This window comes from Arthrobacter glacialis, from assembly GCF_002909445.1.
GTDB lineage: Bacteria > Actinomycetota > Actinomycetes > Actinomycetales > Micrococcaceae > Specibacter > Specibacter glacialis.
Genome location: NZ_PPXC01000008.1, coordinates 67312 through 81396, shown reverse-complemented (window position 1 = coordinate 81396; position 14085 = coordinate 67312). Strand labels below are relative to the sequence as shown.

Here is a 14085-nt window from a genome sequence, read left to right as displayed (position 1 = left end):
GGGTTGCGCATGGGGTCAGGGGTGTTCGATCCAGCAGGCGAGGATGGTGGAGGAGAGCTGGTAGGCAAGGGCGTTCCTGGTGATGTTCTCCGGTCCAATGGTTGCGGGCAGGTCTGTGGCGTCCACGTGCAGGACGAAAGCATCTTTTTGGAACACCGCTGATCCGTCGTCGGTTTCGTAGGCCGGGAAGCCGAGGTTCGTGAGGCCTTCGATGGGTGAGGCGTCTTTGGCCAGGGCCTGCATCGCGTTGAAGTAGGTTAGGGCGGACGCCTTGTCGACGGCCTCATGGACTGAGATTGTCAGTGCGCCCTCGTTCAAGTGGTAGGTGCAGGTGAAGGTATTGTTGGCCCAGTCGTTGATGGTGTGCGGGTCCTCCTTCAGGTTCAGGATGGACGTGAGCCTGTCCATCGGCTGGTCCCCGCAGACCATCAGGGCAGCATCGCTGGGCCCGTCCTTGGTGGCACCGGGCGAGGACGTACCCCCGCCGTGATGCCCGCCGCCCTGGCTGTCAGTGTGCCCTGCTTCGGGTGACGCTGCGGACGGGGCCGTCGCCGAAACCGCTGACGGGGCGGAAACGGACCCGGTAGCTGCGGCGCATCCGGAGAGCAGCATCGATGCTACGGCCAGGGCGGCCAGGGCCTGGTTTCGATTCTTCATTTCTTATCCATCCGTGCCCTCTCCTGCTTCTGCAGGCGAGAGCCGTTGTCAGGTTTTGAGTTTGGCGTAGATGACGTAGTTGTCGTCGAAGAGGCCTGTGGCGGGGTCGTAGCCGTCGCAGGTAACGAGCCGGAGTTCAGCGAATTTTGTGTTCCCGTAGACCTCAAGGGTGGGGAATTCGTTCTTGCTGTAGAGGGCTCCGCGGTCAACGATAAACACGGCGATGCTGCCGTCGGTTCGGGACACGTTGATTTCGTCGCCGTTTTTGAGCTTCCGGAGGTCCGCGAACACCCCGGTGTTCCCGCCGAAGGCGTTGACGTGACCGAGCATCACGGAGGGTCCCCGTTCACCGGGTGTGGGGGAGCCGTTGTACCAGCTGGCGGGTGCGCCGTCACCGGTGTCTTCCGGTACTTCTAGGGAGCCGTTCTCCCGCAGCCCTAAGTGGAGAAGGTCCGTCCGAACCCCGATTGAGGCAATGGTCAGGGTGACGGGTGCCGACGCGTTCATCACCGGCGAAAGCTGTTGTGCGGGCGGGGACGCCACGGCGGCAACGGGCGGCGGGGTGGCTGTAGCAGGTGTCGGAGCCGCGGACATGCCGGGTGATACCGGAGATGAGGCGGAAGCGGAAGTTGGGGAGCTGTCGTCGGGCGTTCCGTTGTTTCCTGCGCCGCAGCCTGCCACGGTGAGCAGGAGCAGAATCCCGGCCACCGCAGAGGCCAGGGGGCCTCTGCGGTGGCCGGGATTCATGAGTGTCACAGTGATGGGTCCAGTCAGCCCTTGCTTAGGCTGCTGATTCGCTGCTGCGGCGGCGGCGGATGACGTAAGCTCCGCCGGCGAGGGCGATCAGAGCCAAACCTCCGCCGATAGCGAGGGCTCCGGTGTCGGTGCCGGATTCGGCGGTCACGCCGGTGTCAGCGCCGCCTGCCGGCATCTTCATCTGGCCGGCCTGCAAGGTCCCGCACAAGGCGGGGGAAGTGGCGGCAAGTGGAAGGGTCGGTGCAAGGTCGCTCTTGGCGGCCTGACCTGCCGCGCTGAGCGTGGCGGGGTCAAGGCCGTGGACGACGACCACGGCGGTGCCCGCTTTCAGGGCCGCCTGGGTTTCGGGGTTCAGTTCGAACGTGCGGTCAACGGTGTACGCGGCGCCCTGGCCACCAACCTTGAGGTCAAGGCCTGCTGCGGGGCTGGTGTCGCCGCTGGTGGACAGCGTGGTGACGATGGGGCCATAGAACGGGTCACCTTCAGTGGTGGAGATGACCTGGTCGCCGTCCTTGTCGGCCGAAGGGTCCGGGCAGGTGCCTTGCTTGCCGCCGTGGATGTGCTGGACGTGCGGGTACGGGGCGTCCATGAACGTCGCCGGCATACCCGAAACTTTCAGAACAACGTGGGCCTGGTTGCCCGTGACATCAACTGTGATGGTGCCGGCGCCTGCGCTGCCGTTGAGCTGGCCCAAGGTCGACTGGTAAGACTGATCCGCTGCCATCGCGGGGGAACCGGAAAGGGCCAGAGCGGCCAAAGCGAAGGTGGAAACAGCCATAAAGCGAAGTGTCTTTTTCATCGAAAAATCTCCTCATACCCATTCGTGTGATGTTGGCTCGCCGGGGATGGGATCCCGGTACTTCGAGACGCTACCAGAAAAGGATGGGTAAGAACGTGAATTGCGCCACATGATTCAGGTAGGCCAGAGAGGCGTGGGTGTTCAGGTGGCCGTGATCTGTCTGGTTCAATTAGTCGAGGCGCCACGGCGGCCCCGAGTAGCCGTCCCCGATCCCGACTGGTTCTTGCGCAGCAGGGCGTAACCGGCCACCGCCAGGGCCCCGGCGACCGCTTCAGCGACTGCCGATATAACCTTGGCCGCGTACCAAACCGGCTCATACATTGAGGGCAGCGGCCCAATAGCCGGGACCTGGACATACCGGTACAGGATGACCGCGACCAGAGACGACAACGCAACTACGGCGGCGGCCGCGAAAGCGGTGCGCGAGCCCGTGACTAGTACGAACACCGAGGCCAGGACCGCGGCTCCGGCCTGGATCAGAAACAAGGTGCCTTGCCCGAGTCCGCCCGGGGCACCCTGCTGGTAGCCCGGGGCGAGCTGGACATGGATCACGGCACTGACCACCAGGCCCGCCGCGACACCGACACGCAGCACCCACAGAAACCGTAGATGCGATTCTAGTTCCGGCCGGCTCATTTCTCGGGTCATTTCACGACCAGCGTCCCGTTCATCTGCGGATGGAAGCTGCAAATAATTTTGTACTCACCCGGGGCATCCGGGGCCTGGAAGGTCACCGTTGCCCCGCCCGGGACCTCAATGTCGAATCCGCCCTTGTCCTTAACAGTCAGCGTGTGCGGGGCGATGTCAGCGTTCGTTACCGTCACCATCGCCGTCGGCTTAACCGACTCCGGAACCTCATAGGCGAAGTCCAGAATCGTGATATCCGCCTCACCAGCCTGCGCCGATCCGTCAGCCGACGGGGCAGCGGAGCTGGCCGCGGGCGGCGGGGTGAAAGAGTCCCCTTCCTGAGCTGCGCAGCCGGCGATGGCCGCCAACGATACGATTCCAGCTAGGGCCAGAATACGGTTGATCGCTCTCATGACAATCCCCTTCAATAAGGAATGTTGTCCCGCACCCGCCAGATGGCGCGCCCATCAGGAAACAACCCCCTCACGCGCTATTCATCTCACCTGCGCTCAAGGACTGCCCGCCGGGGACTAGCGGAATAACCAACCCAATTGGCTCCATGATGTCCGAAGGAAGTCGTCTGGTCAAGACTAAATGTGTGGCGTAACACAGTTGATACGTGATCCGGGGTTTGTTTGGGTTCTGAGCGCCATGTCGGTGATCGTTTCAGCCTCCTTCGTGGCTGGGGTGCCGACGGTCTGGGATTGTAGGATGAGGGAGTTCCTGTCGGGGAAGATCCCGTCCACGTCTGTCCGACTTCCAAGCTCGCGATTGAGGCGTTCATTGGCCCGGTACTCCTAGAGCTGTCCCTACCCGACAAGTAGCTGGTCTGATACCTAGACCGGGGTTGCGTGAGTGGTTAGTTTTGGGTGTTGATCCAGTGTTGGGCTCCGAGTTCTGCGATCCGTCGGTAGAGGGTTGCTCTGGACATGCCAAGGTCCCGGGCAACATGGGTTGCTGGCTGGCCGGCGTTGATGAGGCGTAGAGCGTTTTCGATTTGGCTGTTGGTGAAGCGTGCCCGTCGCCCGCCGAGGTCTTTGCCGGCGGCGCGGCGTTTGGATACTGAATCGGTGATGCGTTCGTGTTTGATGTCGAGTTCCATTTGTGCCAGGGCGGACATGACCGTGAAGACCATTGAGCCCATGGGGGTGCCGGTATCGACGTCGCCGCCGCCCAGGCGCAGTATCCGCAGCCCGATTCCTCGCTGCCGCAGCGCTTTAGCAAGGCCTAGCATGTTGGTGGTTGAGCGGCCGAGTCCGTCCAGGGTGGTGATGACGAGGGTGTCGCCGTCATGGAGAGCTTCCGGGGCCTTTTCGAATCCGGGTCGGCTGTTCCTGGCTCCGCTTACTCCGTGGTCGGCGTAGAGGTCATCGTGGCGGTCTCCGGCGCCGAGCAGATCGGTGGTTTGCCGATCGGTGTCTTGTGTCCTGGTCGATACTCGTGGTCGATACTCGTGCATACCCGACGAGCTTGCCCTTTTCCTTCTCCAAGTGTCTTGCAACAGTGGTTGCCTACTGCAATTCCAACTGTTGCTCGTGGTGTCATTTTCAGCACTCGCCTGCACAACCCCGGAAACAAGCGGCCCGCTTTGCAGACGAGTACTGAAAATGACATGTTTCTTTGGTGGTGGAGTCCCAGCGGGGGAGTGTCCCGGTTCCTAGGAACTGGGACACGGGTACTTCCGCAATGCATCTCCTTGGCCATGTCCTTGAGCGTGTAGCCCTGCCCTTTCAAAGTGCGGGCCAGTTCGGCTGGGCGAGCGTCCGCGGTAGCCCTTGTGGCCGCGAGTTGGCCCTCTGCCTAGTGATAGGACTCGTTGGCGGCTTTGGCGTCCTCCGGCCATCCCTGGTTAGGGCGGGTCAGCGGTGCGGGTCCACAACAACCTGAACATCGTCTTCATAGAGGACATGCCCCGGGGCTGATGAACGAAGTTCTTCCCATGGCATCCCGTAGCGGTCCAGCAGGTTCAGGTAACCGGGAACCCTGGCCAGCAGGTGCGTTGCGCTGATTTTGAACCATGCTTGGGCGTGCGGATTATGAGTTCGGTCGTAGACGGTGGGGTCTATAAGGTTTGGGTCGGCATAGGTGTCGTCGTACCAGGCATTCGCGTCCTGCAACCATTGGTAGTCCTCAGCGTTGAGCTGGCCGTTTCTTGCCAGTCTGTTGGCCAAACCAAATATCCCGTCGTAGATCCCACGCTCATCCAGTTGGGTTGCCTGGTACCTGACAAATTTGGGAGTTGCATCCATGCCTTAATCCTTCATTCTTCCGTCCGATGTTCGAGCGCCCGGCCCTATCCACGAGAGTCTCTATATCCTGCTGGATTCGAGTCTATTCCAGCAGGAAATGCGTGCACTCGCCTCTTGAAAATGACAGTGTTTCACGACCAAAGCAGTCTCACTGGTGGAGTGTCCCAGTTCCTTCGAACTGGGACGGATATATCACGAGGGGGCATCCGATCTGAGGCGGCGGGTTGTCGCTGGCGACTGGTAGCGTTTGTGTGCATTCGGCTTACCTTGGTGGCTCAACTGGAAGCCGGCGGCCGAAACCCTAGCGGGGCTTCAATTTGGGTATTCCCGGCACGGCGATGTTCTGAGGTGCCGATGATCAAAAGACAGGAATAGCATGACCATTTCGACAAAGCCCACGCTCTGGGCGATCACGGGTGCGGCAGGACAAGTAGGCCGCCATCTACGGACCACACTCGGTTCCCAGCTCGGCAATTTACTCCTGCTCGACATCATCGATCCGGGCCCGGTTCCTCCCAACGAAAAGAGCCTCATTGTCGATCTTCGTGATTTCAATACCGTTCACGCTGCGCTTGAGGGAGTCACAGGGATCATCCATTTGGGTGGAATCGCCGACGAGGCAGACTTCGCCGATCTCGTTTCGGCAAACATCCTTGGCACCCACCACGTGCTCGAAGCCGCCCGACAGCACTCGATTAGGCGTGTCGTCTATGCCAGCAGCAATCGGGCGACGGGCTTCTACCCTCGCGAGGGAACTATCAGTCCCGAGCAGCCATTCCGTCCTGACGGTCTCTACGGTGTAAGCAAGGCCGCAGCAGAAACACTGTGCCGTCTGTACTCGGATAAATTTGGCCTGGAAATCGCCTGCCTGCGTATCGGTAGTTTCGAAGCCTCACCCAGCACACCCCGCGAGCTGAGCACGTGGCTCAGCCACGACGACTGCACCCGCGCATTCAATGCGGCACTCGCCGGGGACTACCAGTTCACCACGTACTACGCGGTGTCCCGGAATACCCGACGTTGGTGGGACCTGGAAGCGGGCACACGGATTGGCTTCCATCCTCAAGACGACGCGGAGAACTTCGCACCAGAGATCTCAGGAGAGCCCACAAGACCGCAAGGAGGAGCCTTCGCCTCTCCCGAATACACCCTCTCGCGCCAATACAATACGACCCCGAGTGCCGGGCAGTGATCGCTGCCCACCGGCTCGAGTACGTTCGAGCAGGCGGAAACAGAAGGGAAGCACTCACGGATGCTCCCCGCCCCTCAGCCAAAGGCAAGAACTAGTTTAATCCCTCGCAAAAAGGCCGCCAGGGCGGCTTGCTGTAGAACGACTTTAGGACCCGCCCACGGCAGGTGAATGCCGAGGCCGGGTATCCACGAATCATGAGACTTGCCACCCTTCCGGCAGTGTCCCACTTCCTTGGAAGTGGAACACGTCTCTCGTCATCTTCGGGTAGCTGAGAGTGGGTATCGTTCGTCTGGGTATCGTTCGTCGTTGGACGCAGTCGATACGCGATGGCGCGTTCGGGTCCGGTACTTAAAGACGACGGATGCCAGTTTCGCGACGTACCCAGTCCCGGGTGCTGACCGGTTGCGTCATCCTTTTACGTTGGTCTCAACTGACTGGAGGAACAGGGGGACCAAGGGGCTTTGGCTCTTGAGGAGCCATGCAGTTCCGACGCTCCAGACTGCGGATTCTAGGTCGATTGGGATAAGTTGGACCCCCTCCGGGACTATCGCTGAGGCGCTGGCGGGTACCAGTGACCAGCCTGCTCCTGCCGCGACCAGAGCTAATACTGTCAACAAGTCGGAGGTCTCGTACATCACGGTCGGGCTACATCCCAGATCGGTGAACAGTTCGTTGGTTTGAGCGGCCAGCCCTGGCCCCCTGTCCTTCAGCAGACGAATGAGCGGGCGGTCTTGGAGGCATTCTCGCAAACTACTCCGATCAGGTTCCGGAATTGCCTCACCGGAGGGGACAGCAAGGGCAAGCTGATCACGGCGAATCACTCTGGTGCCCATTTCAGGCGGGGCGGGGAGCCGAACAAAGCCAACGTGTACGGAACCTTCGCGGATGGCGGCGAACTGCACAGAGGAGGACATGTCTTCAAGCCTGATGTCCACCGCGGGGTGGCATTCCCGGAAGGCCGCTACGGAGCGGGGCGCAACGTCGATGGTGGACATCCCGAAGCCCACATTGAGTACACCTTCGGCGCCCATTGCCACGCGCTCCATACGCAAAGCCAGAGCGTCTGCCCTGCGCACCAGATCAGTCGAGTCTGCCAGTAGAGCCTCGCCGGCAGCGGTCAGCGATGCGCCGTGGCGCCCCCGGGTAAACAGCGTGTTTCCTGTCTGCCGTTCCAAAACCTGAATCTGCTTGGTGAGGGCGGGCTGGGTTGTCATCAGCGCTCTCGCCGCGGCTCCGAAGTTCCGGGTTTCGGCGACCGCTATAAATGAGCGCAACAGGCGGAGTTCCATGCTGCAACCCTATCGGAATTCTACTAAATTGCATGCCAGCATGGAATCGAAACCCACCAAAGTTTCAATAGACAGAATGCATGGGATTGGCAAGCATGGGAGAGGTTCAACACCCACCGAGGAGACATGATGTCCAACGATCCACAGTTAACCCTTCGCGCCTCAACCGTGCAGTTCGAAGCTGTCCCTGACCGACCGGACCTCAATCTGAAAGCCATTCGTCGGTTGGCGACCATGGCAGCAGAGGATGGAACGCAGCTGGTCGTTTTTCCGGAAATGTGCCTGATTGGCTACTGGCATCTTCGCAGGCAAACGACCCAGCGCTTGAAGGAGCTTGCCGAACCCGACGACGGTGCAAGCATCCGCGTGGTCAGCGGGCTCTCCCGTGAACTAGGTGTGGGCATCGGCGTCGGTTATTTGGAGGCCGGGAGAGACGGCCGGCTCTACAACTCGTATACGGTATGCCTTCCCGACGGATCCCAACATACACACCGAAAGATCCACGCCTTCGAACACGAGGCCATCGAATCCGGCTCACGGTTTACGGTCTTTGGCACTCCTTGGGGGGTCAAAATCGGAATCCTGATCTGTTGGGACAATAACCTCGTCGAAAACGCCCGCGCAACCGCGCTCCTGGGCGCGACAGTACTCCTGGCACCCCACCAAACCGGAGGCACCAACTCCCCGAGCCCGCGCGGAATGAAACCCATCCCTGCCACCCTCTGGGAAAACCGCGCAGCAGATCCCGACGCGATCCAAGCAGCCATTCGCGGCCCACATGGCCGCGAATGGCTCATGCGGTGGCTACCAGCCCGCGCCCACGACAATGGAATCTTCATTCTCTTTAGCAACGGCGTAGGTCACGACGACAACGAGATCCGCACAGGCAATGCGATGATCATCGACCCCTACGGTTCGATCATCGCCGAAACCTGGGTCGCTGACGAAGCGATTGTTACCGCCGATCTCGATCTCGGCCTCATTCCCCTTTCAACCGGCAGACGGTGGATCCGAGGGCGCAGACCAGAGCTCTACGCCATCCTGAACCAAAAGCAGGGCAATGAGTTCGATGTCCGCGCCGCACGCTTCTCAGCAGACCCAGTCAAAATTCAGTAGGGACCTCGAACAACCATTCAGTAACTAGACAGCTGGCCCAGCCTCCGCCGCAGATGGGCCGCGCCAAAAGCGGTACCCACCGTCATTGGCGATCGGTGCGATGGAACACGACGCGCTACCGCTGCGGGCCGGACACGGAGCGCCTAAGAAGTTGCTCGGGATCTTGTGCAACTTTTGTGTGCGCCTCTAGGGCGCGTTGGTTTCTATGGGGAGATATTTGGTTGACCAGGTGCCGGGCCGGGGTGCTGGTGCTGTCAGGGAACCCTATTTGTGGGTTGCCTGGTTGTGGTCGGGGAGTGGGATGCCAAGCCAATTGTCAGACTGTCCTTGAAGTGTCTGAACCGAAGTGGCCAACCGTCCCCCAATAGTGAACTGCACCCCGAAAGTTGGACTGAATAATTCAGTTCCATCACTTCCGGGGAGTTTTTCTTGCGTCCACAAAGTTCCTTGACCGCCGCTCAGCGGTTGGCCGCCCTTGATCTATTCGAGGAGGGATTCGGGTACTACGCTGTAGCCTCAAAACTGAACGTTAGCGCCAAGGCCACCCGGAGTCTTCGGGAACGATTCATGATTTGGGGTAGATCGACGTTGGAAAGTAAACCGACCAGACCGGTGTACAGCTTCGAGTTCAAACTCGCCCTTGTCCGTCAGTTCCTGAATGGTGAAGGAACCCAGTCTGAGCTCGCCCTCAAGCACCAGCTCAGTTCTCCAACGCTTGAGGTGTAGTACTGATGTGGGACAGTTCCTGAAAGGATTGTTCCTATGTCTTCTCGTCCAACGTATTCCGATGAGTTCAAAGCCGATGCCGTGGCCTTGGTTGATTCCTCCGGCCGCTCATTAGCGCTCGTGGCTGCTGAACTTGGTATCTCCCTGACCGCCCTCAAACGATGGGTGAAGCTCGCCCATGAAGTGCCAGGAAGTGCCGTTGTGAAGCCTGAGCAGCCGGTGGATGCCTCGAAATATAAGGCTTTGGAAGCCCGACTGCGGGAAGTGGAGCGGGAGAATGAGTTCTTGAAAAAAGTGTCGGCGTTCTTCGCCAAAGAACAACGGTAGATACCAGCTACCGTCTTGTTCAACAGGAGGAGAACGCCGGAGAGAAAGTATCCTGGATGTGCCGGCAACTAGGAGTCCCACGATCCTCGTACTACCGATGGAAAGACGCCGGAGCGACACCGACGAGCTTACGCCGACTGGAGCTGACCGATCAGGTCAAGACCGTCTTTGATTCTTCCGATGGGATCTTTGGCCACCGGATGGTGCATGCGAAACTATCCACCGCCGGGGTGGAGGTATCCGTGGGAACGGTGGCTACGATCATGGCCGAGAACGGGTGGCAGGCCAGGCGGATGCGGGCTTTCAAACGCACCACCACCCCCTGCGATCCGGACAAGGTTTTCAAGGACTTGATCGGCCGGGACTTCACCGCAGAAACGCCTGGTACCCGTCTGGTCGGTGACATCACGTACCTGCGCACCGGTGAAGGATGGCTGTACTTAGCCACCGTCATTGACCTGTGCACCCGCATGATCGTGGGCTGGGCCATGGCTGACCACATGCGCGCATCCTTGTGTGTCAGTGCCCTGGAAATGGCCAGAGATAGAGGCCATCTGAGGGCTAACGCAATTTTCCATTCCGACCATGGGACACAATATACGTCCCGTGAATTCGGTGCCTGGTGCGCAGGAAACAGTGTCCGCCAGTCCATGGGATTAGCCGGTGTTTGCTGGGACAACGCCGTGGCCGAGTCCGCCTTCTCGACCATCAAGAACGAGTTCCACCATCACTACAGCTTCCCGACCCGTCAGGAAGCCAGACGGGCCACCATGCACTACGTCGAGGCCTTCTACAACCGCTGGCGGCCCCACACCCATAATGGTGGCCTGCCGCCAGGTACAGCAATGGCCAACCACACCGCCCAAAACCAACAGCTACCCGCTGGTGCCTAACCCAAAAAAACGAAACGAGCTGTCCCAGATCCTTGACACACCACATACTATCGATACAGGGCGAGAACCAGGTGATCTGACTGCCGAGGCCACTGGAATGCACTACGGAAATCCATGAGACTAACGAACGCTCACAAACGATCGGTTCTGAGACGGTCCCGGGGGCCAGCGTGCGGGATTGTGTTGTGTGCGTAGGTCAGCTGTCGGCGGCGAAGGGTGCTTGCTGCATGTATTGATCGGTGGTGGCGCAGTCCAGCAGCAACGTCGCAAGCGCTGAACGGTGCAGCACGGTCTTACGCGGCGGGATGTGTGGGTCGACGATTGCCGGCATGCTGGTGTCGCCGTCGATGAGGCGGGGGACCCTCAGTAGCGTCCACGACGGTCACTGGCCTGCCATGCTTGGTATTCGCGTTCCCGGTCACCCGATGCCGCCCCGGCGAGGGTACGTGCCAAGACTCCGATGAACCGGTCGCGGGGCCCTTTGCGGTCGCCGGGGACATCGAGGCCTCCGACGCTGACACCGACGAACCTTTTCACGCCCGTGGCTGTCATGGCGTGGATGCTGTTCGTGGCGAGCAGGGTGTGCAGATCTACGGCGCGGCAGCGGGCACCAATCGGCGAGATCATCGCGTCGGCTCCTTCGAAGACGCGAATAAGTGCGTTTGGGTCGCCGATATCACCTTCGACTGTATCCACGTCCGAACGCCCCGGCATGCTGGGATTACGGGCAAGTGCGGTGATCTGGTGTCCGCGTGAGAGTGCTTCTGCCAAGACAAGGCTGCCGGTGCGACCGGTAGCTCCCAGAACCGCGATTTTCATGGATTCTCCTTTGTGGGCGCCGGTAAGGTCCAGATTTCGCGTTCCCGATGCGCGAACTCGGCGAAGCTGATCGGATCTCGGCCTAATACTTCGTGCACGGTATCGGTCAAGGCATCGGCCAATCCAAAACGAGCTGTGGTGTAGATGGCGGCCGTCACCCACACCATGCCCCACGGCATGCCAAGGGTTCGACGCGCGTGTCGGAGGTATCGGAGGATGCCGGGCCTGGCGTACCTGATGGGGCGGCCAAGCTCACGAGTCAGTATCCGTGCGATCTGTTCATAGGTCAGGGCTTCATGCCCGGTGACGGTCCAGGCGGTGTTGCGATGACCGGCGGGGTTCAGCAGCTCGGCGGCGGCTACGGCTCCGACGTCTTCCCCATCCACAAACGCTGTCGCTCCCCGGCCGGCCGGGATCAGGAGCTCATCGCGGTCGCGGATATCGGACAAATGTGTTGTGGAAAGATTCTGGTGGAAAAAGGAAGCCCTCACAAAGGTCCAGTCAACACCGGAAGTACGCAACCATGCTTCGATGGATGCGTGCGGGACGACCTTGTTCTTCTCCGCACCTTGCAGGGACAAAAACACCACCTGCTCGACGCCCTGGGCGCGGGCATATTCAAGGGCGGGAACGATTTGCTTCTTCGGCTTGCCCAACTGTGGTGGACGCAGCAGAAACATGCGCTTGACCCCAGCAAATGCCCCGGGCCACGTCGCCTCGTCGGTGAAGTCCATGGCGACGGCCTCAACCCGCTGCCCAAACATTCCCCTCACAGACTCCACGGTACGACCCGCGGCCCGAACCCGCAGCCCCGCGGCCAACAACTGATCGACCACGACCCGGCCGATATTGCCCGTAGCCCCGGTCACCAGAATCAATTCCTCAACCATCAGAACTCCTTCTTTCACTGTTTCTGAGGTTACCAAGCCCGCACCCTGATAGTTCCCGATCCAATGGGGCATGTTCCGTCCTATTCAACGCACCCACCCAAAACGGTCATTTTTGCCCAGGTAACCATGAGCTCAATAGCTGTCATTTTCCGAAGCCGACTGCACTGGTGTCCGAAGTCCTGGACACTGCTCTTAGGCATCCGCAGGCGGAACCTTTACCGGGCGCTACATTCCGTTGATTGTTTTTCATGGCAGGCCGGGTAGGTGTGGGGGGTAGATTCGAAGCATGACACCGATTCGCAGATCCGTTTACGGACTTTCACTGGGTGCTCTCGCGGCACTATTGACTGGATGTTCAATTGACCCACTGATCTGGGGAGGCGATGGCGCCCAGGTGATTCAAGCGACCGAGAAGCTCGTGAGTGACTTAGCTTCGGGTGAAACGTCAGACATTGATTGCATGGATTCCGTAGCAGATCTCGGCACGCCCAGCGATTGGTCAGGGCTCTCGGCGGGTGAACCGGAAAAGTTTTCCCCGGAGTATTGGGACGACCAAGTGGCGCTCGACCCTCAGTGGAGCATCAACCTCGAAGGTCTCCCGGAGGGCGCAGTGCCCGGCACCGACTATCCGGGAAACGTCTTCTACCGTGAGACAGATGGTGGTCTATGTGTGATCGACGTAGCCTGGTCAACGCTCGTCTCAGTGAACTGACCAGCTAGGCGTATCAGCTGAACCTCATTCCTTATGGGAAGGGCTACCGCTATTCCGTTGCCTTACTTGCTGATCCGGTGTCCCTTATAGACAACCCTCACTGGTGCGATCCGGGGATGCCCTGGGTTCGGGAAGTGTTGGCTGCATGCGGAGCCTGGGAAGCTGATGAATCCTTGGTCTGGATTTCTGTATCGCTCCGCTTAGGGTCTTACTGGCAGGCGCTGGCAGGGATCGGGTTGATTATGGCAGTTTGGTTGAGTTTAGACTTGGGCTGACTGCGCCGGGGGTGCCATGAGTTCGCGAGGAGTTTGTCTAGTTATCGAAGATGACTGGGACATTCGGGATTTGATCAGCGCTATTTTGACTCGATCGGGGTTCGAAGTCCATGCTGTCGCTTCGGGTGCAGAAGGTGTTGTAGCTGCAGGAAATCTGGATCCTGTGCTGGTGACTTTGGATATCGGGTTACCTGACATGAGTGGCCACGAAGTCGCACGCCAGATCCGGAGGGTATCCAAGGCCCCGTTGCTGTTCCTGATTGGCCGCGCGGGGACCGATGATGAGGTGGCCAGCATATCCTCAGGGGCGGCCGCGTACCTGACCAAACCCTTTCAACCCCAACAGTTACGGGAAACCGCTGACCAGCTATGTCCGGTGAATCGAGCCGTATGTTACGTATCGGACCCCAAGGGCTCCGAGCAGGGCCGATCGGGTGAAATGTTATGGCCCTCTGCGGTGGCCGAATTCGTCGAGTAATCCATGCGGGGGTCGTTCCCGACGCTACGAGCAGGTGAAGCGAAGAGAGCCGAACCAAGGTGTTGAAGTATTCAAAGTGGGTTGAATGACCCGAGTTCCGCGCTCTCCACTTCGTTGAAATCTTAACATCGATCTAACGCCCGGAGCCCATCCGTCGCCAACCCTCTACGTGACTGCTTCAGATCATGTCTGCTCGTTGGTAGGTGAAGACAAGGCAGACTGTCTTGAGCCAACGGGTGATGAAGCAAAGTGGCCAGGCGCCGTCATTGGTCGTAATGAA

At 59.8% G+C, this 14085-nt stretch carries 15 protein-coding genes and 1 pseudogene; 6 read left to right on the top strand and 10 right to left on the bottom strand.

The features are described from left to right. Positions 1-15: 15 nt before the first annotated feature. From CVS27_RS11660 to CVS27_RS11630, 7 genes are all read right to left on the bottom strand, one after another. Entirely contained in the window at positions 16-657 is a 642-nt protein-coding gene (locus CVS27_RS11660) for a hypothetical protein (protein ID WP_103465920.1), read from the bottom strand. A gap of 48 nt (positions 658-705) precedes the next feature. Further along, positions 706-1404 carry a sortase domain-containing protein gene (locus CVS27_RS11655; protein WP_103466018.1) on the bottom strand — a complete coding sequence of 233 codons (699 nt, stop codon included), beginning with the start codon at positions 1402-1404 and terminating at the stop codon, positions 706-708. A gap of 34 nt (positions 1405-1438) precedes the next feature. Beyond that, positions 1439-2212, bottom strand: a complete 774-nt coding sequence (locus tag CVS27_RS11650; RefSeq protein WP_165788216.1) for a GVDTG sorting domain-containing protein — start codon at positions 2210-2212, stop codon at positions 1439-1441. A 165-nt stretch (positions 2213-2377) separates the two neighbouring features. Then, complete coding sequence (locus CVS27_RS11645; protein WP_103465919.1) at positions 2378-2848, bottom strand: hypothetical protein; 471 nt, start codon at positions 2846-2848, stop codon at positions 2378-2380. 8 nt (positions 2849-2856) lie between these two features. Beyond that, on the bottom strand, positions 2857-3252 hold the full coding sequence (locus CVS27_RS11640) for a cupredoxin domain-containing protein (RefSeq protein ID WP_103465918.1): 396 nt from the start codon (positions 3250-3252) through the stop codon (positions 2857-2859). Positions 3253-3698: 446 nt separating this feature from the next. Next, positions 3699-4298, bottom strand: coding sequence for a recombinase family protein (locus tag CVS27_RS11635; protein ID WP_370739507.1), 600 nt, complete (start codon positions 4296-4298; stop codon positions 3699-3701). Between the two features lie 400 nt (positions 4299-4698). Continuing rightward, positions 4699-5088 (bottom strand): hypothetical protein, encoded by a 390-nt coding sequence (locus tag CVS27_RS11630; RefSeq protein ID WP_103465917.1) that lies wholly within the window; start codon positions 5086-5088, stop codon positions 4699-4701. A gap of 376 nt (positions 5089-5464) precedes the next feature. Between CVS27_RS11630 and CVS27_RS11625 the strand changes: the two genes are divergently transcribed. Beyond that, a complete protein-coding gene (locus CVS27_RS11625; RefSeq protein ID WP_103465916.1) occupies positions 5465-6280 on the top strand; it encodes an NAD-dependent epimerase/dehydratase family protein in 816 nt (271 codons plus the stop codon). 407 nt (positions 6281-6687) lie between these two features. Here CVS27_RS11625 and CVS27_RS11620 read toward each other — a convergent pair whose 3' ends face one another. After that, positions 6688-7569: a LysR family transcriptional regulator gene (locus tag CVS27_RS11620; RefSeq protein ID WP_103465915.1), complete on the bottom strand. Its 882-nt coding sequence runs from the start codon at positions 7567-7569 to the stop codon at positions 6688-6690. 126 nt (positions 7570-7695) lie between these two features. Between CVS27_RS11620 and CVS27_RS11615 the strand changes: the two genes are divergently transcribed. The 3 genes and pseudogenes from CVS27_RS11615 to CVS27_RS11600 all read left to right on the top strand — a co-directional run. Continuing rightward, on the top strand, positions 7696-8685 hold the full coding sequence (locus CVS27_RS11615) for a nitrilase family protein (RefSeq protein ID WP_243400153.1): 990 nt from the start codon (positions 7696-7698) through the stop codon (positions 8683-8685). Between the two features lie 762 nt (positions 8686-9447). Beyond that, the gene (locus CVS27_RS11605; RefSeq protein WP_103465912.1) at positions 9448-9738 is read left to right on the top strand and encodes a transposase; all 291 of its coding nucleotides are present in this window, start codon (positions 9448-9450) and stop codon (positions 9736-9738) included. A 17-nt stretch (positions 9739-9755) separates the two neighbouring features. Beyond that, positions 9756-10631 (top strand): annotated as a pseudogene (locus CVS27_RS11600) (IS3 family transposase); the annotation flags it as partial. Between the two features lie 363 nt (positions 10632-10994). On the opposite strand, the gene CVS27_RS11595 reads toward CVS27_RS11600, so the two are convergent. Both CVS27_RS11595 and CVS27_RS11590 read right to left on the bottom strand, forming a co-directional pair. Beyond that, positions 10995-11450 (bottom strand): NAD(P)-dependent oxidoreductase, encoded by a 456-nt coding sequence (locus tag CVS27_RS11595; protein WP_103465910.1) that lies wholly within the window; start codon positions 11448-11450, stop codon positions 10995-10997. After that, a complete protein-coding gene (locus CVS27_RS11590; protein WP_165788298.1) occupies positions 11447-12340 on the bottom strand; it encodes an NmrA family NAD(P)-binding protein in 894 nt (297 codons plus the stop codon). The genes CVS27_RS11595 and CVS27_RS11590 overlap by 4 nt, the downstream gene beginning before the upstream one ends. 460 nt (positions 12341-12800) lie before the next feature. On the opposite strand from CVS27_RS11590, the gene CVS27_RS21290 reads away from it, so the two are divergent. Together CVS27_RS21290 and CVS27_RS11580 are read left to right on the top strand one after the other, a co-directional pair. Further along, on the top strand, positions 12801-13052 hold the full coding sequence (locus tag CVS27_RS21290; protein WP_243399983.1) for a hypothetical protein: 252 nt from the start codon (positions 12801-12803) through the stop codon (positions 13050-13052). Positions 13053-13343: 291 nt separating this feature from the next. Further along, the gene (locus CVS27_RS11580) at positions 13344-13805 is read left to right on the top strand and encodes a response regulator transcription factor (protein ID WP_103465907.1); all 462 of its coding nucleotides are present in this window, start codon (positions 13344-13346) and stop codon (positions 13803-13805) included. Positions 13806-14085: the final 280 nt, after the last annotated feature.